Source organism: Citrobacter sp. Cu231, from assembly GCF_030332265.1.
Lineage (GTDB): Bacteria > Pseudomonadota > Gammaproteobacteria > Enterobacterales > Enterobacteriaceae > Citrobacter > Citrobacter meridianamericanus.
Window position 1 is genome coordinate 208,887 of sequence record NZ_JAOWIE010000032.1, and the last position, 24,959, is coordinate 233,845.

Annotated in this window: 20 protein-coding genes and 1 pseudogene; 13 read left to right on the forward strand and 8 right to left on the reverse strand. The window is 52.1% G+C overall.

The annotated features are described in order from the left end of the window. Positions 1-68 precede the first annotated feature (68 nt). A pseudogene (locus OGY15_RS07515) lies at positions 69-1,720 on the forward strand (alpha-keto acid decarboxylase family protein). On the opposite strand, the gene OGY15_RS07520 reads toward OGY15_RS07515, so the two are convergent. Next, positions 1,721-2,956 carry an ion channel protein gene (locus OGY15_RS07520; protein WP_286538889.1) on the reverse strand — a complete coding sequence of 412 codons (1,236 nt, stop codon included), beginning with the start codon at positions 2,954-2,956 and terminating at the stop codon, positions 1,721-1,723. A gap of 204 nt (positions 2,957-3,160) precedes the next feature. On the opposite strand from OGY15_RS07520, the gene glk reads away from it, so the two are divergent. The 6 genes from glk (at position 3,161) to ptsP (ending at position 10,574) form a co-directional block, all read left to right on the forward strand. Continuing rightward, complete coding sequence (gene glk / locus OGY15_RS07525; protein ID WP_151217573.1) at positions 3,161-4,126, forward strand: glucokinase; 966 nt, start codon at positions 3,161-3,163, stop codon at positions 4,124-4,126. A gap of 191 nt (positions 4,127-4,317) precedes the next feature. Further along, positions 4,318-4,644, forward strand: coding sequence for a PTS fructose transporter subunit IIB (locus OGY15_RS07530; protein ID WP_003028254.1), 327 nt, complete (start codon positions 4,318-4,320; stop codon positions 4,642-4,644). Between the two features lie 20 nt (positions 4,645-4,664). Beyond that, complete coding sequence (locus OGY15_RS07535; protein WP_151217572.1) at positions 4,665-5,912, forward strand: PTS fructose transporter subunit IIC; 1,248 nt, start codon at positions 4,665-4,667, stop codon at positions 5,910-5,912. Positions 5,913-5,929: 17 nt separating this feature from the next. Further along, positions 5,930-7,015 (forward strand): aminopeptidase, encoded by a 1,086-nt coding sequence (gene ypdF, locus OGY15_RS07540; RefSeq protein WP_286538890.1) that lies wholly within the window; start codon positions 5,930-5,932, stop codon positions 7,013-7,015. Next, positions 7,015-8,055, forward strand: coding sequence for an aminopeptidase (ypdE, locus tag OGY15_RS07545; RefSeq protein ID WP_151217569.1), 1,041 nt, complete (start codon positions 7,015-7,017; stop codon positions 8,053-8,055). The genes ypdF and ypdE overlap by 1 nt, the downstream gene beginning before the upstream one ends. A 23-nt stretch (positions 8,056-8,078) precedes the next feature. Next, positions 8,079-10,574: a phosphoenolpyruvate--protein phosphotransferase gene (gene ptsP, locus OGY15_RS07550; RefSeq protein WP_286538891.1), complete on the forward strand. Its 2,496-nt coding sequence runs from the start codon at positions 8,079-8,081 to the stop codon at positions 10,572-10,574. 43 nt (positions 10,575-10,617) lie between these two features. On the opposite strand, the gene OGY15_RS07555 is transcribed toward ptsP, so the two are convergent. The 4 genes from OGY15_RS07555 to OGY15_RS07570 are packed head-to-tail and all read right to left on the reverse strand — an operon-like array spanning position 10,618 to position 14,182. Continuing rightward, positions 10,618-10,797, reverse strand: coding sequence for a hypothetical protein (locus tag OGY15_RS07555; RefSeq protein ID WP_151217566.1), 180 nt, complete (start codon positions 10,795-10,797; stop codon positions 10,618-10,620). 59 nt (positions 10,798-10,856) lie between these two features. Beyond that, the gene (locus tag OGY15_RS07560; RefSeq protein WP_286538892.1) at positions 10,857-11,720 is read right to left on the reverse strand and encodes an AraC family transcriptional regulator; all 864 of its coding nucleotides are present in this window, start codon (positions 11,718-11,720) and stop codon (positions 10,857-10,859) included. 15 nt (positions 11,721-11,735) lie between these two features. Continuing rightward, positions 11,736-12,470 (reverse strand): two-component system response regulator YpdB, encoded by a 735-nt coding sequence (ypdB, locus tag OGY15_RS07565; protein ID WP_151217563.1) that lies wholly within the window; start codon positions 12,468-12,470, stop codon positions 11,736-11,738. 14 nt (positions 12,471-12,484) lie between these two features. Continuing rightward, positions 12,485-14,182 (reverse strand): sensor histidine kinase, encoded by a 1,698-nt coding sequence (locus OGY15_RS07570; RefSeq protein WP_187258635.1) that lies wholly within the window; start codon positions 14,180-14,182, stop codon positions 12,485-12,487. A 387-nt stretch (positions 14,183-14,569) separates the two neighbouring features. Between OGY15_RS07570 and alaC the strand changes: the two genes are divergently transcribed. Continuing rightward, on the forward strand, positions 14,570-15,808 hold the full coding sequence (gene alaC, locus OGY15_RS07575; RefSeq protein WP_151217560.1) for an alanine transaminase: 1,239 nt from the start codon (positions 14,570-14,572) through the stop codon (positions 15,806-15,808). 65 nt (positions 15,809-15,873) lie between these two features. Here alaC and ypdK read toward each other — a convergent pair whose 3' ends face one another. Continuing rightward, positions 15,874-15,945 (reverse strand): membrane protein YpdK, encoded by a 72-nt coding sequence (ypdK, locus tag OGY15_RS07580; protein ID WP_010723117.1) that lies wholly within the window; start codon positions 15,943-15,945, stop codon positions 15,874-15,876. A 343-nt stretch (positions 15,946-16,288) separates the two neighbouring features. On the opposite strand from ypdK, the gene OGY15_RS07585 reads away from it, so the two are divergent. Further along, a complete protein-coding gene (locus OGY15_RS07585) occupies positions 16,289-16,906 on the forward strand; it encodes a lysozyme inhibitor LprI family protein (protein WP_151217558.1) in 618 nt (205 codons plus the stop codon). A gap of 41 nt (positions 16,907-16,947) precedes the next feature. On the opposite strand, the gene lpxP is transcribed toward OGY15_RS07585, so the two are convergent. Continuing rightward, on the reverse strand, positions 16,948-17,868 hold the full coding sequence (lpxP, locus tag OGY15_RS07590; RefSeq protein ID WP_187253509.1) for a kdo(2)-lipid IV(A) palmitoleoyltransferase: 921 nt from the start codon (positions 17,866-17,868) through the stop codon (positions 16,948-16,950). Positions 17,869-18,305: 437 nt separating this feature from the next. On the opposite strand from lpxP, the gene OGY15_RS07595 reads away from it, so the two are divergent. Continuing rightward, positions 18,306-18,548: a DUF2545 family protein gene (locus OGY15_RS07595; RefSeq protein WP_151217556.1), complete on the forward strand. Its 243-nt coding sequence runs from the start codon at positions 18,306-18,308 to the stop codon at positions 18,546-18,548. A 108-nt stretch (positions 18,549-18,656) separates the two neighbouring features. Here OGY15_RS07595 and pgtP read toward each other — a convergent pair whose 3' ends face one another. Continuing rightward, entirely contained in the window at positions 18,657-20,048 is a 1,392-nt protein-coding gene (pgtP, locus tag OGY15_RS07600) for a phosphoglycerate transporter PgtP (protein WP_286538893.1), read from the reverse strand. Positions 20,049-20,461: 413 nt separating this feature from the next. On the opposite strand from pgtP, the gene pgtC reads away from it, so the two are divergent. From pgtC to pgtA, 3 genes are read left to right on the forward strand one after another with little or no spacing between them, the layout of a single operon-like run. Then, entirely contained in the window at positions 20,462-21,661 is a 1,200-nt protein-coding gene (gene pgtC / locus OGY15_RS07605; protein WP_286538894.1) for a phosphoglycerate transport regulator PgtC, read from the forward strand. An 11-nt stretch (positions 21,662-21,672) separates the two neighbouring features. After that, entirely contained in the window at positions 21,673-23,667 is a 1,995-nt protein-coding gene (pgtB, locus tag OGY15_RS07610; protein ID WP_187258864.1) for a two-component system sensor histidine kinase PgtB, read from the forward strand. Next, complete coding sequence (pgtA, locus tag OGY15_RS07615) at positions 23,657-24,904, forward strand: two-component system response regulator PgtA (protein WP_151224058.1); 1,248 nt, start codon at positions 23,657-23,659, stop codon at positions 24,902-24,904. Before pgtB ends, pgtA begins: the two co-directional genes overlap by 11 nt. Positions 24,905-24,959: the final 55 nt, after the last annotated feature.

Sequence of the window (24,959 nt, forward strand, 5' to 3'; positions counted from 1 at the left end):
ACTTTCCTGGACAGCTAACCCAGTTCTTCGATACTCAACATGAGGTTACCGTCAGAAGGATAGCTGTCATGCAAACCCCGTATTCCGTTGCTGATTACCTGCTGGACAGACTGGCAGGCTGTGGCGTCGGCCATCTCTTTGGTGTGCCTGGCGATTATAATTTGCAGTTTCTTGACCATGTGATTGAACATCCCAGCGTACGTTGGGTCGGGTGTGCGAATGAGTTGAATGCGGCTTATGCTGCGGATGGCTATGCGCGGGTGTCTGGGGTGGGGGCGCTGCTCACCACGTTTGGCGTGGGCGAGTTAAGTGCGATTAACGGTATCGCAGGAAGTTATGCGGAATATGTTCCTGTTTTGCATATTGTTGGGGCACCCTGTCGCGGCGCNAGCGCCGCGGGGAGCTGATGCATCACACGCTGGGTGATGGTGACTTTCAACATTTTTATCGTATGCAACAGGCGGTGACGACGGCGAGCGCGGTACTGGATGAACAAAACGCCTGCTATGAAATTGACCGCGTGCTGCGAACAATGCTTATCGAACGCAGACCGGGCTATCTGATGTTACCTGCTGATGTGGCAAAACAGCCCGCGACGCCGCCGGATGACATTCTGACTGTTCCTTTGAGCGAACCGGAAAGCAGCGTGGCAGAGGCGTTTCGCTACCATGCCCGTGAACGATTGCTGGACAGCCCGCGTGTCGCGCTGCTCGCGGACTTTCTCGCGCTACGTTTTGGGCTGCAGCCGGTTTTACAACGCTGGATGGCGGAGACGCCGATGGCCCATGCCACGCTGTTGATGGGCAAAGGGCTGTTCGATGAACGTCATCCGGCGTTTGTTGGCACGTACAGTGCTGGTGCCAGTAGCGATTATGTTCGTCTGGCTATCGAGGATGCCGACACGATATTTTGTGTCGGCACACAATTTGTCGACACCCTGACCGCCGGGTTTACGCAACAGCTACCGCAGGAGCGCACCATTGAGGTTCAGCCTCATGCCTCACGGATTGGAACCAGCTGGTTTAACATCCCGATGGAGCAGGCGGTCACCACATTGCGGGAGCTGTGTCTGGAAATGTCGTTTTCACTGCCGCCAGAACGTCCGCCAGTTACGCGCACTCTGGTTGAGAAGGGACCTCTGACGCAGGAAAACTTCTGGCATACGGTGCAGCAGTATCTGGCGCCTAATGACATTATCATTGTTGACCAGGGAACCGCAGCCTTTGGCGCGGCTGCGCTCTCGCTACCCGGCGGCGCGGAGGTGCTCGTTCAGCCTTTGTGGGGATCGATCGGCTATGCGCTCCCGGCTGCATTCGGCGCGCAAACCGCCTGTCCGGAGCGCCGAGTGGTCCTGATTATTGGCGACGGCGCGGCGCAGCTCACCATTCAGGAACTGGGTTCTATGCTAAGAGATGGGCAGTCTCCCGTTATTTTGCTGCTTAATAATGATGGTTACACCGTGGAGCGGGCCATACATGGGGCAACTCAGCGTTATAACGATATCGCCGCCTGGAGCTGGACGCAGGTGCCGCAGGCGTTTAGTCGTGAATGTCAGGCGGAATGCTGGCGAGTGACGCAGGCTGTACAACTGGAAGAAGTGCTGGCCCGGTTGTGGCGCCCGCAACGATTGTCGTTAATTGAGGTGGTGCTTCCGAAAGCCGATCTTCCTGAGTTATTGCGCACGGTGACCCGTGCGCTGGAAACGCGTAACGGGGGATAGCTATTGATCAGGACGGCTGGCTATCATCATCGGCTTGCCCGCCAGCAGCAGCCAGGCGGGCAGCATGACAATGCACAGCAGCGGTAGCAGGGTCGTGTCTGGCACGACCACTGCTGCCATAAACAGGCTGAGCCAGGCGTCACGGGTGACGACCAGCACGAGCCCGAGAATCGCGCAGGAAACCGTGATAGCCGCCGGTACCGCTTCAACGTGGGCGTGCAGCATCAGCCCCAGCGCGACGCCAACGAACACTGCCGGGAAAATTCGCCCGCCGCGAAAACCACTCGCTGCAGCCACCACCAACGCCGCCAGCTTAATGATGGCGAGCATGAAATAATCCGATGTGCCCAGCGTCTGACTAAAAGCCATTTGCTGCATTTCATCCAGCCCCTTAAATAAGGTAAGTGGCCCACCGATAACGCCCAAAATACCGAGGATAAAGCCGCCAACCCCAAGGATCAGCACCGGGTGCTTTAATCGATGCATTACATGATGCAAACGCGGCAGACACCAGACGGCTACCATTCCGGCAGCAATAGCGATGGCGGCCACGACCGCACCGCTGAGAATGTCGATCAAGTGCATCTGCGTGTAGTGCGCGATGGGCAGTGAAAAATGAGGGTGAAAAAACAGGCTGGTGGTCAGCGAGCCCGCCGCCGCGGCCATTAACGGCGCAAACAGGCGATCCCACAAGGGAACATCGTTCGAGCTATTCAGCGTTTGTGAAAACACCAGCGCGGCGGCAACGGGGGTGCCAAATAGCGCCCCGATGGTGCCGGCAGAGGCGAGAATGGTCCAGTCCAGTTTCGCAATGCGGGGAAACATGCGGCTGCCGAGCGCCACTGCCAGTGCGATATTCACCGTCATGATGGGGTGTTCCGGTCCCAGACTGACGCCACCCGCGAGGCCAAGGATGAGCGCGGCCAGCAGACCCGGTATTGCTGACGTTGGGGCCGGCATACCAATTAATGGTTCACAAGCCGGATCCGGACCTGCATGGCCGTGGCTGTAGCGGATGACAACGCCAACCATCAATCCGATCAGCGTGAGCATTCCGATAATCCACAGCGGAGAGTCATGGGCGATTCCGATTCCAGCGGGCAAACGCTCCCATAAAAAAAGCTGTAAAACAGAAGCCACTTTCATCACAACGATCAACACCAGGCTGGACGCTATGCCAATGATGAGCGCCGGAGTTGATAGTAACAGCATCGTTCTGGCTCGCGGATGGAGCATTTTCTATTCCTTAAAACAGAGTCATAGACATAGTTTGCACAGCCAGCCTGACGGCATCGCTGCAAATGGTGCTGAAACGATAAAGTAATTGTGTGATCTGGATCGATTTTCCACGGGCATCAGCTTTTAGACCGTTGTTGTTATGCCCCCATGAATTTACAGTGTGGCAAAGATTTATTTTGACTTTAGCGGAGCAGTAGAAGAATGACAAAATATGCTTTAGTAGGTGACGTTGGTGGCACCAACGCGCGTCTTGCTCTGTGCGATATTGCCAGCGGCGAGATTTCGCAGGCAAAAACCTATTCCGGGCTGGATTACCCAAGCCTTGAGGCCGTGGTGCGCGTGTACCTGGATGAGCATAGCGTCAGCGTTGAAGATGGCTGCATTGCCATTGCCTGTCCGATCACCGGCGACTGGGTGGCAATGACCAATCATACCTGGGCATTCTCTATTGCTGAGATGAAAAAAAATCTGGGCTTCAGCCATCTGGAAATTATCAATGATTTCACCGCTGTATCGATGGCGATTCCGATGCTGAAAAAAGAGCATTTGATCCAATTTGGCGGCGCGGAACCTGTCGAAGGTAAACCGATTGCGGTCTATGGTGCCGGAACCGGACTCGGCGTGGCGCATCTGGTGCACGTGGATAAACGTTGGGTGAGCCTGCCCGGCGAAGGCGGTCATGTAGATTTTGCGCCTAACAGCGAAGAAGAAGGGATTATCCTTGAAGTTCTGCGCGCCGAAATTGGTCATGTTTCCGCGGAACGCGTGTTGTCCGGACCGGGTTTGGTGAATCTGTATCGCGCTATCGTTAAGTCTGACGGGCGGCTGCCGGAAAATCTACAGCCGAAGGATATCACTGAACGTGCGCTGGCTGACTCCTGTATCGACTGTCGTCGGGCGCTGTCACTGTTTTGCGTCATCATGGGGCGTTTTGGCGGCGATTTGGCGTTAACGCTGGGGACATTTGGCGGCGTATACATCGCTGGCGGTATCGTCCCGCGCTTCCTCGACTTCTTTAAGGCTTCAGGCTTCCGCGGTGGTTTTGAAGATAAAGGCCGTTTTAAAGCCTACGTCCAGGACATCCCAGTATATCTGATTGTGCATGATAACCCGGGCCTGCTGGGTTCCGGCGCACATCTGCGCCAGGCACTGGGACATATTTTATAATTGCTTCGCAAAAAACCTGCAAAGCCGCGTTATTTACGCGGCTTTTTTATGCCTGCCGCCCGCCTTTCCGACCTTCGTCACACTTCCTGATTGCGGGATTATTTGTCCAGTAAAAGCATTATTTCTCTGGTAACGATCGTTCCTTTTCCCGGACCATAATTTCACTCGTTAACTATTACGAGGAAATGAATATGAGCAAAAAACTGATTGCTGTTTGTGCATGCCCGATGGGTCTGGCCCATACCTTTATGGCGGCTCAGGCGCTGGAAGAAGCGGCGGTTGAAGCGGGTTATGAAGTAAAAATTGAAACCCAGGGCGCGGATGGAATTCAAAACCGTTTGACGGCGCAGGATATCGCAGAGGCGACGTTAATCATTCACTCCGTCGCCGTCACCCCTGAAGACAACGAGCGTTTTGAGTCGCGTGACGTCTATGAAATTACGTTACAGGACGCGATAAAAAATGCAGCCGGCATCATTAAAGAGATCGAAGAGATGGTTGCCGCTGAACAACAATAATTATCGACAGGGAATCACGTATGGCCATTAAAAAACGCAGTGCAACCGTTGTGCCTGGCGCATCTGGTGCCGCAGCGGCAATAAAAAATCCACCGGCCTCCCGCAATAGCTTCTGGGGCGAACTTCCGCAACATGTGATGTCGGGTATTTCACGCATGGTGCCGACGTTAATTATGGGCGGGGTCATTCTCGCCTTCTCACAGCTGATCGCCTATAGCTGGCTCGATATACCTGCTGACACTGGCATCATGGATGCGTTGAACAGCGGAAAATTCACCGGTTTCAATCTCGCATTACTGAAATTTGCCTGGTTGTCGCAATCTTTTGGCGGCGTGCTGTTTGGCTTTGCTATCCCGATGTTTGCCGCGTTCGTCGCCAACTCAATCGGTGGCAAGCTGGCATTTCCCGCGGGGTTCATCGGTGGTCTGATGTCCACCCAGCCCACGCAAGTACTGAATTTTGACCCAGCGACGCTGCAATGGGCAACCAGTGCTCCTGTTCCGTCAACTTTTATTGGCGCGCTGATTATCTCGATTGTTGCCGGGTATCTGGTGAAGTGGATGAACCAAAAAATCCAGTTGCCTGATTTCCTGCTGGCGTTCAAAACCACCTTTTTACTGCCCATTCTTTCCGCCATTTTCGTCATGCTGGCGATGTATTACGTGATAACGCCGTTTGGCGGCTGGATCAACGGCGGAATTCGTACTCTGCTGACGGCGGCCGGAGAGAGAGGCACGCTGATGTATGCAATGGGGATTTCCGCAGCAACGGCGATTGACCTCGGCGGTCCTATCAATAAGGCTGCAGGATTCGTCGCTTTTAGCTTTACCACCGATCACGTTCTGCCGGTAACCGCGCGTTCTATTGCGATTGTGATCCCTCCAATTGGTCTCGGGCTGGCCACGCTTATTGACCGTCGCTTAACCGGTAAACGTTTGTTCAGCGCACAGCTCTACCCGCAGGGAAAAACGGCGATGTTCCTCGCGTTTATGGGTATCAGCGAAGGGGCGATCCCGTTTGCGTTGGAAAGCCCCATCACGGCAATTCCTTCCTATATGGTGGGTGCTATTGTCGGATCGACGACTGCCGTCTGGCTGGGGGCGGTGCAGTGGTTCCCGGAATCGGCTATCTGGGCATGGCCGCTGGTGACTAACCTCGGCGTCTATATGGCGGGGATCCTGTTAGGCGCGGTGATTACGGCATTGATGGTGGTGTTCCTGCGTAACATGATGTATCGCAAAGGCAAATTGCTGATTGAAAGCCTCTGATTAAAAGGATTGTGACCATGAGCTTACTTGCCTCACTGCGTGACTGGCTAACGGCGCAACATCTCGACGCGATGCTGCTGTCCTCTCGGCAGAATAAACAGCCGCATATAGGGATCTCCAGCAGTTCTGGGTTTGTGTTTATCAGCCATAAAAGCGCGCATATTCTGGTCGATGCCCGTTACTACACTGATGTCGCTACGCGTACTCAGGGCTATCAGATCCATCTACTCGATGGAACGCACACGCTATATTCGCGGGTGAATCACATCATTGCGGACGAAAAGCTGCAGACGGTGGGGTTCGAAGGTGAGCAGGTAAGCTGGGAAACGGCGAGCGCGTGGTCGGGTAAACTGCACGCCCGACTGGTGAGCGCCGTACCGGATGTGCTTCGGCAGATAAAAACGGCGCAGGAAATAGCCAGCATTCGCGAGGCCTGCCGAATTGCAGATCTTAGCGTTGAACATATTCGCCGCTTTATTCAACCCGGTCTCAGCGAACGTGAAATCGCCGCTGAACTGGAGTGGTATATGCGTACGCTCGGCGCAGATAAAGCCTCTTTTGACACCATTGTTGCCAGCGGCTGGCGCGGCGCACTGCCGCACGGTAAAGCCAGTGATAAGCGTGTCGAGGCAGGTGAGTTCATCACGCTGGATTTTGGTGCGCAGTATCAGGGCTATTGTTCGGATATGACGCGAACCTTTCGCATCCCAGATGCCAGCCAGCCAGCGGAAGAGAGTCCTTTGTTTTCCGTCTATCAGATTGTACTGGCGGCGCATCGTGCGGCGGTGGTGGCAATTCGACCGGGTCGGCGCTGTCATGAAGTGGACGAAGCTGCCCGTCAGGTGATTGCTCAAGCAGGCTACGGCGATAATTTTGGCCACAATACCGGACACGCTATCGGCATTGAGGTGCATGAAAACCCGCGCTTTTCTCCCTCTGACATGACCCCTCTGGCGGCTGGCATGCTGCTCACAGTTGAACCGGGTATTTATCTGCCGGGGCAGGGAGGTGTGCGTATTGAGGATGTCGTGCTGGTGACGCCAGACGGCGGTGAGGCGCTCTACACCATGGCGAAAACATTGTTACACACGGGAGAGGCGTAATGGACTTATCGCTACTGAAAGCGCTGAGCGAGGCGGATGCGATCGCTTCTTCAGAACAGGAAGTGCGACAGATCTTGCTTGAGGAGGCGGATCGCCTGCACAAAGAAGTGCGCTTTGATGGTCTGGGATCGGTACTGATCCGTCTGAATGAATCAGCGGGGCCGAAGGTAATGATCTGCGCGCACATGGATGAAGTGGGATTTATCGTGCGCAGTATTTCCAGCGAAGGGGCGATTGATGTCTTACCGGTGGGAAATGTGCGCATGGCGGCCAGACAACTGCAGCCGGTGCGGATCACCACCCGCGAAGAGAGCAAAATCCCCGGTCTGCTTGACGGCGAGCGTAGCGGCAATGATGTGAGCGCGCTGCGGGTAGATATTGGCGCGCGATCTTATGATGAGGTACTCCAGGCTGGCGTACGCCCCGGCGATCGCGTCACATTCGACACAACCTTTCAGGTTTTGCCGCACCAACGAGTGATGGGCAAAGCCTTTGATGACCGGCTTGGGTGCTATTTGCTGGTGGCGCTACTGCGTGAATGGCATCACGCCACTCTCCCTTGTGAGGTTTGGCTGGTAGCCAGTTCCAGTGAAGAAGTGGGATTGCGCGGCGGACAAACGGCAGCACGCGCGGTCGCACCGGATGTGGCGATCGTGTTGGATACCGCCTGCTGGGGCAAAAACTTTGATTATGGTACGGCCAACCATCGGCAGCTCGGCAAAGGTCCGATGCTGGTGTTAAGCGATAAATCGCTGATTGCGCCACCAAAACTGACGGCTTGGGTTGAAAGTGTGGCCGCTGACGCGGGCATTTCCCTGCAAATCGATATGTTCAGTAACGGCGGTACTGACGGCGGGGCGGTGCACGTCAGCGGCACGGGGATCCCAACGGTTGTTATGGGACCCGCCACGCGGCATGGGCACTGCGCTGCATCGATTGCCGACTGTCATGACATCATTCAGACGCAGCAATTGTTATCGGCTCTTATTTCACATCTTACGTGCGAAACCGTGGCTCATCTGACGGATTTCAGATGCTGATTTCGCGCTAATCAGGAGTTGTTATGCTTACGATTCAATTTCTTTGCCCGTTACCCAACGGCCTGCATGCGCGCCCTGCATGGGAGCTGAAAGAGCAGTGCAACCAGTGGCAAAGTGAGGTGATATTTATTAACCATCGCCAGAATGTGAGGGCGGATGCGAAAAGTTCGCTGGCGCTGATTGGCACCGGGACGCTGTTTAACGACAGCTGTAGCCTGGCCATCACTGGTCGCGATGAAGAACAGGCCCGGCGAGCGCTGGAGGAGTATCTCCAGAATCGGTTTATTGACAGCGACAGCGTTCAGCCGACGCAGGCGGAACTGGCGGCGCATCCGTTGCCGCGTTCGTTGATTCGCCTAAATCCAGACCTTCTTTATGGTACTGTGCTGGCAGGGGGCGTGGGGGCGGGGACGCTCACGCTTTGGCAGAGCAATAATCTGGAAAGCTATCGCGTGATAGCGGCGAGTGCTGAAGACAATACCCGACTTGAGCACAGTCTGGCGACGCTAGCCGAACAGCTCAATCAGCAGCTGCGCGAGCGCGATGGTGAGAGTAAAACCATCCTTAGCGCGCATCTGTCGCTGATTCAGGACGACGAGTTTGCCGGGAACATTCGCCGCTTAATGCTGGAGCAGCATCTGGGGCTAGGCGCGGCGATTATCGTCAATATGGAGCAGGTATGCGCCAGGCTGTCGGCCTCCGGTAGCGATTATCTGCGCGAGCGCGTCAGCGATATCCGTGATATCAGCGAACAGTTGCTGCACATCACCTGGCCTGAAAGACGACCGCGTAATGCGCTGGTGCTAAATAAACCGACAATTCTGGTTGCTGAGGATTTGACGCCCAGCCAGTTTTTAAGCCTTAATTTGCAACATCTTTCTGGCATGATCCTCGAGAAAACAGGGCGCACCTCGCATACCCTGATCCTCGCCCGTGCGTCGGCTATTCCAGTGCTTAGCGGCTTGCCGCTGGAGGCTATCAGCCGCTATGCAGGACAGCAGGCAGTACTGGATGCGCGTTGTGGGGTGATGTCCATCAATCCGGACGAGGCGGTTCGCGGCTATTACGCGATTGCGCAGAGGCTCGCTGATGAATGCCAGCGACGCCAGGCGCTTGATGCTGCCCAATCCGCGCTGACCAAAGATAATCAGCGTATTGACGTTGCGGCGAATATTGGTACCGCGTTGGAAGCGCCGGGAGCATTTGCTAATGGCGCGGAAGGGATTGGTCTGTTTCGGACTGAAATGCTGTTTATGGACCGCGACAGCGCGCCTGATGAGCAGGAACAGTTTGAAGCCTACCAGCAGGTCTTATTGGCCGCGGGCGACAAGCCGGTTATCTTTCGCACCATGGATATTGGCGGTGATAAGAACATTCGCTATCTCAATATTCCGCAAGAAGAGAATCCGTTCCTGGGCTACCGTGCGGTGCGGATTTATCCGGAGTTTGCTGGACTGTTTCGCACGCAGTTACGCGCTATTTTACGTGCGGCGACCTTCGGTAATGCACAACTGATGATCCCGATGGTACACAGTCTCGACCAGATTTTATGGGTAAAAAACGAACTGCAGAAAGCTATGGTTGAGCTGAAAACCGACGGTTTACGCCATGCCTCAACCATCCCGCTGGGGATTATGGTTGAAGTGCCATCGGTGTGTTACATCATCGACCATTTCTGCGATGAGGTGGATTTCTTCAGTATTGGTTCAAACGATATGACCCAGTACCTGTACGCTGTCGATCGTAATAACCCGCGCGTTTCGCCGCTGTACAACCCGATTACGCCCTCGTTCCTGCGTATGTTACAGCAGATTATCCGCGTGGCGCACGAGCGCGGTAAATGGGTGGGTATTTGTGGGGAACTGGGCGGGGAAGGACGCTATTTACCCCTGCTGCTGGGCTTAGGGCTCGACGAGCTGAGCATGAGCAGTCCACGCATTCCGGCGGTGAAAAGCCAGCTTCGTCAACTGGACAGCCACGCATGCCGTGAACTCGCCATGCAGGCCTGTGAGCGCCGTAGCGCTCAGGAGATAGAAGATCTGCTCAACCAGTTTGCACCGCAGAAAGATGTGCGTCCGCTGCTGGCGCTGGAGAATATTTTCGTTGGTGAGCCACTGACCAACAAAGAGCAGGTGATTCAGTTTCTGTGCGGCAATCTTGGCGTTAATGGGCGAACTGAATATCCGTTTGAGCTGGAAGAGGATGTCTGGCAGCGCGAAGAGATCGTCACCACCGCCGTCGGTTTTGGCGTGGCTATCCCGCACACAAAATCTCAGTGGATCCGCCACTCCAGCATCAGCATTGCCCGACTTTTGCAACCCGTTGACTGGCAGTCTGAGATGGGTGACGTGGAACTGGTGATCATGCTGACGCTGGGTGCCGATGAAGGCATTAATCACGTGAAGGTCTTCTCACAGTTGGCGCGCAAGCTTGTGAACAAGCAGTTCCGCCAGTCGCTGTTTGCCGCTGAAAATGCTGACAGTATTCTGGCGCTGCTGGAGGCGGAACTGACGTTTTAAGTTTGACAGCAAGAGTGGATAAGAGGGTCAGAAAGGGAAATTATCAATCAGAGAACGGTAGTTTCCCGGCCCTCAACAACGTCATCTCTTGTTTGCAGAGCAGCACTACCGCTTCGCGACCCTTTACACGATGAGAGGTGAGAGCTCTTTTCACGGTCCGACGATCCGTACCTGATTCCAGCATCTGATAACACATCAGGGAGAGTGCACGTCTGTTTTTCATTGCATATTCACTTTATTGATTAAGTCTGCGGGGTATTAAACCCGTTGATGCTGTCTCAATCAACGTGCAGATTGAAAACGTGCGCCATACTCACCCGGCGTCAGACCAAACTGACGCCGGAACAGGCGGCAGAAATAATCACTGTCCTGATATCCACACCGTTGTGCGACTTCGCTAATCGACAGATGGTATTTCTGTAATATGATGCGTGCCTTCGCCATTCTGACCCACCGCAGATACTCGACAAATCCCATAGTGCCGTGCTGGGCAAACACTTTTGACAGGTGATTGGGAGTGATATTGAAAAATTGGGCCACACTTTCCCGGGTCAGCGGTTGGGCATAGTTATCCTGTACCCAATTACACATACTGTGATAGAGAAATTCAGTGCGTGGACGCTCAGTTTCAGGGCGCGTATTCACCACGCTACGACACAGATGCAGCAGGCTAAGCACCAGCGGTTGAATGATATCCTGAGCCTGAGGAGAGCGGCTTAAATGGGTTAATGCAGTTAGCATCGCCTCGCCTTCACCGCGCTGCGGATGCGGTAACTCAATCCGGCGTAGCGGGCGCAACAGCGATGCGGTTCGGTTATCGTAAAATGAGAGCCCCAGCCAGGCCGGAGAAAAAACCAGGCTCAGCAGCATCACGGGCTTATCGCTGCCAGGCTGATTCGCCGCTTTCGCCGGGATAAACAGCATGTCGCCTTCTGGCAGACTGTATTGCTTTTTTTCCAGTCGGTTGCTGTATTCGCCACGTAAAACGATATCGAGGCGCGGAAGATCAATACATAAACTACCACCTGGTAGCGTAGTGGGCTGGGTCGCGAACCATACGCGCCCCAGGCGCTGTGGGTTTAATACCAGGCCACTGAACAGATCGGCGAAAAACTGTTGGTCTGCGGGTAGGCCTGGCTCTTTCATCGCTCTTTCTCTGCGCTATAAATGCATTAACTGTCTGAACTCTTTCACTTTACTCCGACTAACCGGGATTTCAAATTCCAGATCTTTTAAGCGCAAAATGTAGGTGTTGTTAAACCAGGGTTCAATCTCGCGGATTTTATTCAGATTCACGCAAAACGAGCGGTGGCAGCGAAAGAAATGCGAGGCGGGCAATTTACTGCAAAATTCGGTGATGTTCATCGGCATTACGTATGATTCACGTCGGGTGTAGACAAACGTCATCTTTTCATGGGCTTCTGCGTAGTAGATGTCGTTGATCGGAGTGACGATGATCCGCTCATCTTTGATGAGATTGATCGTGTCGTTCTCGCGGGCCACCGGACTGGCGGGCAAGGTTCCCGTTTGCTGTTGCTGCCAGGCGGCTTGCAGTTTTTGCAACATCCCGACGATGCGTGATTCCTGATACGGCTTCAGAATGTAGTCGAAGGCTTCCAGTTCAAAGGCTTCGACGGCGTGCTCTTTCCACGCGGTAATAAAGACAATAAAAGGCTTGTGCGCGAACTGACTGATATTTTGCGCCAACAGTACGCCATCCAGCGAGGGAATATTGATATCCAGAAAAATGGCGTCCACGCGGTTGTGCTGGAGATATTTCAGCACGTCCAGACCGTCGTCAAATGTGCCGACAATCTCCATCTGGCTGTGCTCTTTTATCAGCCAGCTCAGTTCCTGTTGGGCCAGGAATTCATCTTCGACAATGATGACTTTCACGACTTCACTCCTGGTTAAAGCAATAATGTAGCCGGTGCGGCTGCGGGCGAATGCTGATTCGGCACATAAAAGGCAATCTCAGTGCCTGGTTCCAGACGGCGGATATGTAAGCCTTCACCGTAGAGTAGCTTAACGCGATGATGCACATTCAGCAGACCAATTTTATTGCCCGGCATTTCATTGGATTCGACCCGTTCAATCACTTTTGGATCGATACCGTGGCCGGTATCCCGCACAGCAATACGAACCCGATTGCCGCACTCTGCAACGCTGATGGTAACCACGCCTTTCCCTTTGCAGGGCTGAATCCCATGGACGATAGCGTTTTCTACCAGCGGCTGAATCAGCAGGCTGGGAATATAACAGCTTACCTCTTCATCGATATCATAAATAACCGTGAGTTTGTCGCCAAAACGTGCCTGTTCGATGGCGATGTAATCTTTGATTTGATACAGCTCTTTTTTGATGTCGATCTGCTCATCGTCTTTTAATTCGATATTGTAGCGAAGATAACGCGACAAATTAAAAATGAGCTGGCGTGCGGTGTCTGGGTTAAGCCGTACCGAGGATGAAATCGCGTTCAGGGCGTTAAACAGGAAATGGGGATTTATTTTACTTTGTAGTGCGCGTAGCTCTGCCTTATTTGCCATTTCGCGTAGCTGTTCCGCCCGGGAAACTTCAAGCTGCGTCGAGATAATTTGCGACAGGCCGATGGCCATTTCCTGCAGCGAGGAGGTTATCTGGTGGGCGTGACAGTAGTAGATTTTTAGCGTACCGGTGACAACACCTTTCTCCCAAAGCGGGATAACCAGCATGGAGTGTATTTCCGGCGTGCGATGCGCTTCATCATTGTTTTTAATGATGATTTTTCCGTAATTGATCGCCTGCTGCGTGGTCGGACTGACGAAATCATCGTTATCGCGGTAGTTAAGTTCCCCCACGCCAACGTAGGCCAGAACGTGCTGGGTATTGGTAATTGCGACGGCGTCCGCATGGATGTCATGGCGAATAATTTCGCACACCTGGCGGAGCGACTCGCTGTTAACCTGCCGAAAAAGCGGTAAGGTTTTGTTGGCAATATCCAACGCCAGTTTGGCCTGCTTCGCGGCGCTGGCTTCTTTCTCACCTTCCACGCTTTGCACCAGCATGACGATAAAGCCAATGCAGACGCTGCCCAGGATCATTGGGATGCCGATTTTCGAGACAATATCCAGTCCCAGTGCTGTAGAGGGGGCCCAGGCGACGACGAGGATCATCGTCAGGGATTCGCACAGCATTCCGCCTAAAATGCCCGCGCGCCAGTGCTGCGTTTTCGGGATCTTACGGTTGATCCACCCTGCAATACAGCCAGCCAGAATACTGGTGATAAAGCAGGGCAGGGCGGTGACGCCGCCGATGTCGATCAGGTAGCGGTGAGTGCCCGCGATGAGGCCCGTAATGATACCGACCCATGGACCAAACAGAATTCCCCCTGACATGACCGCGATAATACGCACGTTAACCAGCGAGCCTTCAACCGGTACGCCGGACCAGGTACTGAACAGGGCAAACATTGAGAAAATCGCGGTAACAGCGAGTAGCTCTTTCGGAGAGTGGGCTGATTTGTGCAACAGTTCGCGAAACAGGCGGATACGAATCAGGAAAAACAGACAAAACAGCATCAGTGCTGCCCGGTCAAATACCGCCAGCAGCATATTGAATATTTCGTGCACGGATGACTCTTGCGCAAGGGTTAAACCTCTATGATAGGTAACCTGGGCCAGGATGACCAGCGTCCACGCAGCATGTATCTAATGAGGAAAAACCATAATATTAAAAGGGGATTGTTGCGTGATTGTTGTATTTACAATACCTGTCCTGTCAGCGCTGCGCTCAAAGTAATGTAATTAACAACAAAATGTTAAATGAAGGTAATTTTAAGCGAGGTGTGAAAATGGTTATTTCCTCATTTTTACTGGTTGTTCCTCTTTTGTGTCAATTAAAAATATTTTGGTTTGCCTCTCGACAGAAGGAAATTATTCAGGCTATTTTCTAAACGTGCCACCATTGTGGCAGCGTCGCTCGGACGGTCCGGGCGCTAACGTTAATCTGAGGATATTATGGCTGACACCCGCCCTGAACGTCGCTTTACGCGTATTGATCGCCTTCCCCCTTACGTTTTTAACATTACTGCTGAACTGAAGATGGCTGCGCGTCGGCGCGGCGAAGATATTATCGATTTCAGCATGGGGAACCCGGATGGGGCCACGCCTCCTCACATTGTCGAAAAACTCTGTACCGTGGCGCAGCGCCCGGATACGCACGGTTATTCCACCTCGCGAGGCATACCGCGTCTGCGTCGGGCGATTTCCCGCTGGTATCATGAACGCTATGACGTTGAGATTGATCCTGAATCTGAAGCAATTGTGACGATTGGTTCCAAAGAAGGTCTGGCGCACCTGATGCTGGCCACGCTGGATCACGGCGATACTGTTCTTGTCCCGAACCCGAGCTATCCGATCCATATTTATGGCGCGGTGATTGCTGGCGCGCAGGTACGATCTGTGCCGCTGGTCGAAGGCGTCGATTTCTTTAATGAGCTGGAGCGCGCGATTCGCGAAAGCTATCCGAAACCGAAGATGATGATCTTAGGTTTCCCGTCGAACCCGACTGCGCAGTGCGTCGAGCTGGAATTCTTCGAAAAAGTTGTGGCTCTGGCTAAACGCTATGACGTGCTGGTGGTTCATGATCTGGCCTATGCCGATATCGTCTACGACGGCTGGAAAGCACCCTCAATTATGCAGGTACCGGGGGCTCGCGATGTCGCTGTTGAATTTTTTACCCTGTCGAAAAGCTACAATATGGCGGGCTGGCGTATCGGATTTATGGTAGGTAACAAAACGCTGGTAAACGCGCTGGCGCGAATTAAGAGCTATCACGATTACGGAACCTTTACACCGTTGCAAGTTGCGGCCATCGCCGCGCTGGAAGGCGATCAGCAGTGCGTGCGAGATATTGCAGAGCAATATAAACGTCGTCGTGATGTCCTGGTCAAAGGGCTGCATGAAGCGGGCTGGATGGTTGAGATGCCCAAGGCCTCAATGTACGTGTGGGCGAAAATTCCTGAGCAATACGCCGGGATGGGGTCACTTGAATTTGCCAAGAAACTGCTGAATGAAGCGAAGGTATGCGTTTCGCCGGGGATTGGGTTTGGTGACTATGGCGATACGCATGTACGTTTTGCGCTTATTGAGAACCGCGACCGTACTCGCCAGGCCATTCGTGGCATCAAAGCAATGTTTCGCGCGGATGGTTTGCTGCCAGCCAGTGCGAAATCGACCACCGAAAGTACCGATTAACAACACGTTTCTCCAAAAGCAAACAGGAGCCTGAGGGCTCCTGTTTTTTTGCTGCGTCTTTATATTTAGATCATCAGGGCGAAAGTACCGGCCCAAACGATGACCATAAAAGAAATGCCCATAAAGAAATATTTCACTTTTCATCTCTCCGCGTACCTGAGGTACGTCTGAATGAACATATGCTTACCTGACAGAGAGCTGATGCACGCATAAACGAAATGAAGAATTCCCCTCGTTTGCTTGGCTGCATCACCTCAGAATTCTGAGCTTTAATGCTCCAGACGGCGCTAATGTACGCCTAAAAATGAGGTGAGACAAGAGGCATTTTTTTATTTAATTTTAATAACTTACAAGTGTCGTGATTCGGCGACAGTTTAATTTCTTTCGGTAATAAATTGCTATTGAGCGACGGAATGCTTACTCGGATAATTCTCATATCGCCATGATGTTAATGCGGTTAATTTTTCGCGGAATTTAATAATGAAAAGGTTAAAAATGACCAGGTTAATGATGTTAGCACTCGCTCTTACGCCGTTGACGTCGATGGCGGCCTCGCCGCTGGCGTTCAATTTCAGCTGCGCAAGTATTGGTGGTGTGAATAGTGATGGTAAAGGTAATGTCTGGATTGATGGCGCGAAGGCGACGGTGAAGGCTTTCAATGAAAACTATTGGGAGGCGACAAGTGGTAAGAATACCGTTTCTATCTCCCGCAACGATGACGGAAATCCGGATGTATCATGGACTGGACCTAATCGTCAGCACGGGGTTTGCCTGCCGGAGGACAATATTGATTATTCTCCAGCGAAAAAATCGACCAACGCTGGTCCGTCTTACTCCTGCTCTGCTGTTCAAAAGGGAAGTGCGGAAGATATTATTTGCCAGAGCCCATCGCTCTCTGCAATGGACCTGAAATTGAACGAAATTTTTAAACAGGCACTGGCTAAATCGAACAATGATCCGATGTTAAAAGCAGAGCAGCGCGGTTGGATCAAAGGACGCAACGAATGCTGGAAGGAGAAGGATAATGAGCCAGCCTGCATTGCCCGAAGCTATAACGAACGAATGACTGAACTCCACAATAAGTGGGGCGTGAAGTAATTCAGCTGGAGAAAAAAAGAAAGGCCTTGCGGCCTTTCTTTTCAGATATACAACGAGGCTTCACCCATCGGGCGCGTTTTGAAGCGACGGTGGATCCAGAGATACTGTTCGGGGGCGCGCATGATCTCTTTTTCGATAATTTTGTTCATATAGGCCGCTGCCTGGCACTCATCAGCCGGGTAACCTTCCATTTCAGGCGTGATGAACAGGCGATAACCAGAGTTATCTGCTTTTCTCACCATGGTTACGGTCAGCATCGCTGCACCCGACAAACGCGACAGCACGTAGGTACCGTTGGTGGTTGCCACATCTTTGACGGCAAAGAAGGGAGCAAATGAGCTTCCTTTACGGCCGTAGTCCTGATCGGGAGCAAACCATACGGCTTCTCCTTTTTTCAATGCACCGACAATACCGCGCAGATTATTTCTGCCGATCATGGCCTTGTTCGAGCGCATACGACCGCGGGTTTGGATCCACTCCATCAACTTATTGTTGTGCGGGCGATAGGTTGCCATCATCGGTTGGCAAAGCCCCATAACACGACCGCCCAGCTCGAGAGACATAAAGTGTACGCCGACCACCATCACGCCACGGTTGTGCCTCTGCGCACGTTTCAGGTTGTCTAATCCTTCTACATCAAACCATTTGCGAACCCTGCGGTCTGACCAGAACCAGGCCATACCCGTTTCAAGAAGCGCCATGCCGAGTGAGCGAAAATTTTCGTCAACCAGTTTGTCTCTCTCTTCCTGCGACAGATTGGGAAAGCAGAGCTCAAGATTTTTATGGGCAATAGATTCGCGACGTTTTAAAAATGGTCGCGCCAGCGTTCCTGTACGAGTACCAAGAAAACATAATATTGGATAAGGAAGTTGCACCAGTAACCAGAGCACGCCGACACCAAACCACGTGAGCCAATAGCGCGGATGCAAAAACGCGCGTGAAAATTTACATTGGGGGAACATAAGCACCTGTTGTTGATACGGAATAAATGTATCGCGAAGATTCTTTGTCTACAGCGTTACTCTCTGATACTGATCGTTAGGCCGCCATGAACGACATTGGTTCCTGTAAAGAGTGTAAAACTGAGTCAGGACAAAACCACGAGGGGGCATGAATGATCGGACGCACAATGTACACCCGAAGATTAATGTCAGCCAGAAATAATTACTCAAGATTCGTAAATGTTTTTACGGCGATTAAGCGTAAAAATTAACCTATTTATAATTCGTTGTTTTTATGCAGATAAAAAAATCTTTCAGACAGTTGAATAGTGCGCAGGTCAATGATTTTGTAACTAAGATGTTGCTTAAATTGCGCAGAAATGGGACTTGTCTTAGAATATAAAGTTAAGGAAGCGTAAGGACTTACGTTAAGTTTACGGCAGACAGGAGGTATCGCTATGCTCTATTTCTGGATCTTTCTTGTACTAAGCATTTTGGGCGTCAGTTGTTATATCTGGCAGGTTATGGGCGCTGCGGCGTCGATCAGCGCTTTCCTCGGCATGGCCATCCTTGCGGCATTAATTTACATTTTAACTATGCGGTTGACCAATGGTAACGAAATGGTAACCGGATTATTTCTTTTTATTGCTCCTGCATGCGGTTTGATTATTCGCTTCATGGTGGGTTACGGTAAGCAATAATTTTGAATGTTACGATTAGCAATAAATATCACGTTGAGATATTTATTCTTTATCTGAATTTATTGAAGTGCCAGCATCGCTGGCACTTTTTTGCGAGACTGAAATTGATTAGCGGGCATCGGCCAACTGCAGTGATGCTTCCTCTTGCTGAGCATTTTTTCGTTGTTGTTCGAGCTCCAGAGCGCCACGATGAGAGAGGTAGCAGAACAGGATGCAGCAGACAATCCCACCCATCAGCAGATAGAAGCCACCATGCCATCCCATTTTGTCGACCATGACACCAAACAGGCTGGTCCCCAGTGATGCGCCAAAAATGTAACTCATAAATCCGCGTAGTCCTACCGCAGAGCCTACTGCGAAGCTGGGCACGATTTCCATCGTCTGAACGGAAGCGAGGAACTGCGGAACATAAATCAGGCAACCCACGATAGCGGCAAAAATTGTGACCATCAGCAGCGACTCGCTTTTCCAATAGCCGATCAGGCAGACAAAAATCAGCGCCATACAAATCATAGCCAGCGGCATGCGACGGCCTTTAAACAGTTTATCGGTGAGCCAGCCCGCCAGTAATGTGGAAGGAATTGCCGCCCATTCGAAAAACAGAAACGCTATGCTCATTTGCTCTTTGGAGAAATGTTTTTCGGTTAATAAATAAATTGGCAGCCAGCTAATCATGCCAAAACGCACCATATAGACAAAGACGTCTACCAGTGAAACATACCAGGCATTTTTATTCCGCAATACATAAGTACAGAAGATCTGGAAGGCGCTCATATTTTCTGGCGCCTGGTCAGCGTGTCGGGAATTTAATACGACTTTTTCTTCTGGCATCATTTGTTCCAGAGCCGGTAAGCCTTCCTGGCGCGGTGAACCTTTCCCCAGCATCAGCACAATAAAAGCAAACAGTACGGCAACACCGGCCGGGACAATATAGCTGGCGCTTTGCCAGTGTTCACTTCCCAAAATGGCAAAGGCAGCACCCACAATCGGGGCGACAATACCACCGCCAACGTTGTGTGAGATATTCCAGAATGCGCCGACACGTCCACGCTCTTTACGTGGAAACCAGTTAGCGATGGTAATAAATGAGGGGCCAACGCCCATCCCCTGGAACAAACCGTTGAAAACGACCAGAGCGGCAAAAATCCAGAACCCGGTACTGAATCCCAGGCCTACGTTGACGATAGCACACAGTATCAGGCCGCATGCCATGAACACTTTCGGGCTGGCCTTGTCCGCCAGACTGCTCATAACACCTTTACTGATCCCATAGGCAATCAGCATACAGCTGCTGAGTAAACCGATCTGCGTGGCGCTGAGATCCAGATGTTCCTTCAGGTACGGAGTCGAGAGGGTAAAGTTATTGCGCACAATATAGTACGCAAGATAGCCAAGAAATACGCTGAGTAATGCCTGAATGCGGTATCGGCCATAAGTTTCCTGGACTTTCTCCGCCGGGACTTTATTTGCCGCTGTCCCTGCCTTAAATATTGAAAACATATCATCACCTAAATTTTTATTGATGTGAATATCAGGGTTTTTCGCTGGGAAGAGTGGAATAGACGGCAAAGAAACTCAAGTTGATGATATGTGTCACTATTGACACAATTTATGCACGGCATGGCTTATTTTGACTCTTTTTTAATAATGAATTTTAAAGATCATTCTTTTATAGTCGTTTTTATCATCGGTGTGTGCGGATATTAACAAATTCAGGCTGCATTTTCGGGTAATCTTTACGCATGTTGCTACTTTCTGTTTGGTTATTCTGAGAATAACCTTATTCTTCCCCTGTCGTGATAAACGGGTAAATTTTGTCTCAATATTATTTTTTGCACATGTTGGTATTTATGAACGGGATCACAAACAGACTTTTAGGATGGGGGCATTTTTGGGCGATCTCGCTTTGTTTTATGTCACTGTCAGCGAGCTGTCTGGGCCAGAGTAAAGAGCTGGTGATGGCGACAACCTTTTCCCCAGGGGCAACAGCCTGGATTATCCAGCGCTGGCAAACGGAGCCGGGGTCAGTGATGATTCGCACGCTAAACCGGACCAGCAGTTCGCTGGAACAACTGCTGGATAATGCGAATGCGGAAAACGTCGATCTGATTTTGACCTCATCGCCCATGCTGTTGCAGCATCTTCAGGAGCATCAGAAGCTGGCATCTTTCGATAATGTATTGCCGGAAAGTCAGCGGCTGGTGCCTGATTCGATTCGTTCGACCTCCGTGGCTGTGGCGATATCTGGTTTTGGCCTGTTGATAAATCGTTCTGCGCTGGCGGCAAGGCATCTGTCGCCTCCTGCCGACTGGGGAGATTTAACGCAGCCTAAATATCAGAACGCGCTGCTGATGAGTAGCCCGTCGCGTTCCGATACCAATCATCTGATGGTTGAGTCGTTGTTGCAGCAAAAAGGGTGGGAAGAGGGCTGGGCGACGTTGTTGGCCAGCGCCGGTAATCTTGTAACGATTTCATCACGCAGTTTTGGCGTGGCCGATAAAATTAAGAGCGGTTTAGGCGTTGCGGGGCCGGTCATTGATAACTATGCCAACCTGTTGCTTAACGATCCGCACCTGGCTTTTACCTATTTTCCTCGCTCGGCGGTGTCGCCGACCTATGTTGCCGTTCTTAAGAATAGCCAGCACGGCAATGAAGCGCGTCGGTTTATTCGCTATCTGTTAAGCCCGGAAGGACAACGGATCCTTGCGGATGCTAACACGGGTAAATATCCGGTCACGCAGCTCGCGCCAGATAATCCACGTGCCGCTCAGCAGGCTATTTTGATGAACCAGCCTGCGCTTAATTACCGACTGATCCTGAAGCGGCAACAACTGGTGCAGAGGATGTTTGATACTGCCATCAGTTTTCGACTCGCACAGCTGAAGGATGCCTGGCGGGCGCTATACAGTGCGGAAGCGCGCCTGAAACGGCCGCTACCTGAAATAAGAGCACTGCTGACCAGCGTCCCGATAGACGCCAGAAGTAGTGAAGATGAGGCCTGGCTGGCGCAATTTGACAATAAAAGCGTGGCCGAACAGCAGATGATGGAGTGGCAGCTCTGGTTTCTTAACAATCAGCGTCAGGCGATATCCAAACTGGAAGAGTTAAAATGAAAGGTGGCTCGATACTGCAGCGCCTGCGTCAGCTCAGCATCAGCAGCAGCCTGCGAGGCGCGTTTCTGATGGGCGCACTACTGACGCTGAGCGTAAGTTGCGTCAGTTTGTACTCCTGGCATGAGCAGAGCTCGCAGATACGCTATTCGCTCGATGATTACTTCCCACGAGTGCATTCTGCTTTTTTGATTGAAGGGAATCTGAACCTGGTTGTGGATCAACTGAATGAGTTTCTGTTAGCCCCCAACACGACGGTGAGATTGCAACTGCGCAATCAAATTATTGCACACCTGGACAAAATTGAAGGGTTGAGCCGCGGGCTTCAGTCGACAGAACAGCAGCAGCTGGCGGTGATGTTGCAAGATAGTCGGGCGCTGATGGCGGAGCTGGACCGGGTGCTCTACAACATGTTTCTCGTACGCGAAAAAGTCAGCGAACTCTCTGCGCGTATCGACTGGCTCCACGATGATTTTACTACCGAGCTGAATTCGCTGGTGCAGGATTTTACCTGGCAGCAGGGAACGTTGCTGGATCAAATCGAGGCCAAAAACGGCGATGCGGCGCTGTATCTCAAGCGTGCCAGAGAGGTGCAAAACGAGCAGCAACAAGTCTACACCCTGGCAAGAATTGAAAATCAGATCGTGGATGATTTACGCGACAGGCTCAATGAACTGAAGTCGGGTAGTGACGACGGCATGTTGGTGGAGAATCACATCCGCTATCTGGAGAATCTGAAGAAAACGGCGGATGAAAATATCCGTACCCTCGATGACTGGCCCAGCACAATCACCTTGCGGCAAACCATTGATGAGCTGCTGGAAATCGGGATGATGAAAAATAAAATGCCCGATACGATGCGTGATTATGTCGCCGCACAAAAAGCGCTCGTTGATGCCAACCGTGTCCGAGAAGCAACGCTCGGGCGCTTTCGAACGCTGCTTGAGGCGCAGTTGGGAAGCAGCCATCAGCAAATGCAGATGTTTAACCAACGGCTGGAACAAATTGTTCGTGTCAGCGGGGGACTTATTCTACTGGCGACGCTGCTGGCGCTACTTCTTGCCTGGGGGCTTAACCACTATTTTATTCGTTCACGTCTGGTGAAGCGTTTTACCGCGCTCAACCAGGCTGTGGTGCAAATTGGCCTTGGCAGAACGGATGCCACTATCCCGGTTTATGGGCGCGATGAGCTGGGGCGTATCGCAAGATTGCTGCGCCATACTCTGGGTCAGTTGAGTGCGCAGAAAAATCAGCTTGAGCTGGAGGTGGCAGAGCGCAAGGAGATTGAGTCCGATCTCCGGGCAACGCAGGATGAACTGATCCAGACGGCAAAATTGGCGGTGGTTGGCCAGACCATGACCACGCTGGCACACGAGATTAACCAACCGCTGAACGCGCTGTCGATGTACCTGTTTACGGCGGGAAGGGCAATTGAACAAGGGCAATCCGTTCAGGCCAGAAGTACATTAACCAAAGCTGAGGGGCTGGTTACCCGTATTGACGCCATTATCCGCTCACTGCGTCAGTTTGCTCGTCGGGCCGAACCGGGCGCACCTTTGCATCCGGTCGATCTCCGACAAACATTCAGCGCTGCCTGGGAACTGTTGGCCATGCGACATAAGCCGCAGCAGGGTACGCTGACGCTTCCCGACCACAGCGTATGGGTGACAGGTGATGAAGTGCGTATTCAGCAGGTGCTGGTAAACGTACTGGCAAATGCGCTGGACGCCTGCCCAACTGCCGCACAAATAGAGGTCTACTGGCAGGCTGAGGGTAGCCGATTGTGCGTCTTTGTCAGTGATAACGGTCCCGGCTGGCCTGAGGCATTATTGCCATCGCTGTTAAAGCCGTTTACTACCAGTAAGGATGTGGGTCTCGGTATCGGCTTATCGATTTGTGTATCGTTAATGGGGCAAATGAATGGCGAGCTGCGCCTTGCGTCGACACTGGGGCGTAATGCCTGCGTCGTTCTGCAATTTAATCTGACGGATGTAAACGATGTTGAGTGATGAATATTCTGTTCTGTTGATTGATGATGATGCCGATGTTCTCGACGCTTACACGCTGTTGCTTGAACAGGAGGGGTATCGTGTCTACGCATGCAGTAATCCTTTTGATGCCCGAAACTGGCTGCAGGCTGACTGGCCGGGGATTGTTCTGAGTGATGTATGTATGCCCGGGTGCAATGGGATCGATCTGATGACGCTGTTCCATCAGGATGATAATCAGCTGCCAATCCTGCTTATTACCGGGCATGGCGACGTTCCGATGGCGGTGGAAGCCGTAAAGAAAGGCGCATGGGACTTTCTGCAAAAGCCGGTCGATCCCGGCAAACTGCTGTCGCTGGTTGATGATGCGCTGCGTCAGAGAAAATCCGTGATTGCTCGTCGCCATTATTGCCAACAAAAGCTCCAGGTGGAATTGCTCGGTTACAGTGACTGGGTTAATCAGTATCGTCGGCGCCTGCAGCAACTGGCGGAAACGGATATCGCCGTCTGGTTTTATGGCGAGCCGGGAACGGGGCGCATGACCGGAGCCCGTTATTTGCATCAGTTTGGACGTAGCGCGGAGGGACCGTTCATCCGCGGTGAACTGACGCCCGGGAATACGGGACAACTCAATGACCTTATTGCACAGGCGCAAGGAGGAACGCTGGTTCTCAGCCATATTGAGTGCCTGACGAGCGAACAGCAGCACCATCTGGTGCACTTGCAAAGCCTGGAGCGGCGCCCGTTTCGTCTGATAGGCATTGGCGGCGCATCGTTGGTGGAACTGGCAGCAACCAATCAAATTGCGGCTGAACTTTATTACTGTTTCGCGATGACACAGATTGGTTGCCTGCCGCTGTCTCAGCGACCGGATGATATTGAGCCGCTGTTTCGTCACTATCTGCAGAAAGCCTGTCTGCGCCTGAACCATCCCGTGCCCGACGTTGAAGGCGATTTATTGAAAGGCATGCGGCGTCGCGTGTGGTTAAGTAATGTCCGGGAACTGGCGAATGCCGCTGAACTTTTTGCCGTTGGGCTACTTCCGCTGGCTGAAACCGCGAATCCGCAATTGCATTTGCTGGAACCGACACCGCTCGATCGTCGGGTTGAAGAGTACGAGCGACAGATCATTACTGAAGCGCTGAATATTCACCAGGGGCGAATTAATGAAGTAGCGGAGTATTTACAAATCCCGCGTAAAAAACTGTATTTACGCATGAGAAAATACGGGCTGAGCAAAGAGCACTACAAGTTTTAGTCGACAGTGTCAGGGGATAAGTGACGTCGATAGTATTTCGGTGGCGGCGTTGGCG

What these genes read in the sequence shown, in the direction of transcription:
- OGY15_RS07520 (WP_286538889.1), bottom strand. Translation starts at nt 2,956, where the DNA reads ATGCTCCATCCGCGAGCCAGAACGATGCTGTTACTATCAACTCCGGCG.
- glk (WP_151217573.1), top strand. Translation starts at nt 3,161, where the DNA reads ATGACAAAATATGCTTTAGTAGGTGACGTTGGTGGCACCAACGCGCGT.
- OGY15_RS07530 (WP_003028254.1), top strand. Translation starts at nt 4,318, where the DNA reads ATGAGCAAAAAACTGATTGCTGTTTGTGCATGCCCGATGGGTCTGGCC.
- OGY15_RS07535 (WP_151217572.1), top strand. Translation starts at nt 4,665, where the DNA reads ATGGCCATTAAAAAACGCAGTGCAACCGTTGTGCCTGGCGCATCTGGT.
- ypdF (WP_286538890.1), top strand. Translation starts at nt 5,930, where the DNA reads ATGAGCTTACTTGCCTCACTGCGTGACTGGCTAACGGCGCAACATCTC.
- ypdE (WP_151217569.1), top strand. Translation starts at nt 7,015, where the DNA reads ATGGACTTATCGCTACTGAAAGCGCTGAGCGAGGCGGATGCGATCGCT.
- ptsP (WP_286538891.1), top strand. Translation starts at nt 8,079, where the DNA reads ATGCTTACGATTCAATTTCTTTGCCCGTTACCCAACGGCCTGCATGCG.
- OGY15_RS07555 (WP_151217566.1), bottom strand. Translation starts at nt 10,797, where the DNA reads ATGAAAAACAGACGTGCACTCTCCCTGATGTGTTATCAGATGCTGGAA.
- OGY15_RS07560 (WP_286538892.1), bottom strand. Translation starts at nt 11,720, where the DNA reads ATGAAAGAGCCAGGCCTACCCGCAGACCAACAGTTTTTCGCCGATCTG.
- alaC (WP_151217560.1), top strand. Translation starts at nt 14,570, where the DNA reads ATGGCTGACACCCGCCCTGAACGTCGCTTTACGCGTATTGATCGCCTT.
- OGY15_RS07585 (WP_151217558.1), top strand. Translation starts at nt 16,289, where the DNA reads ATGAAAAGGTTAAAAATGACCAGGTTAATGATGTTAGCACTCGCTCTT.
- lpxP (WP_187253509.1), bottom strand. Translation starts at nt 17,868, where the DNA reads ATGTTCCCCCAATGTAAATTTTCACGCGCGTTTTTGCATCCGCGCTAT.
- OGY15_RS07595 (WP_151217556.1), top strand. Translation starts at nt 18,306, where the DNA reads ATGCTCTATTTCTGGATCTTTCTTGTACTAAGCATTTTGGGCGTCAGT.
- pgtP (WP_286538893.1), bottom strand. Translation starts at nt 20,048, where the DNA reads ATGTTTTCAATATTTAAGGCAGGGACAGCGGCAAATAAAGTCCCGGCG.
- pgtC (WP_286538894.1), top strand. Translation starts at nt 20,462, where the DNA reads ATGTCACTGTCAGCGAGCTGTCTGGGCCAGAGTAAAGAGCTGGTGATG.
- pgtA (WP_151224058.1), top strand. Translation starts at nt 23,657, where the DNA reads ATGTTGAGTGATGAATATTCTGTTCTGTTGATTGATGATGATGCCGAT.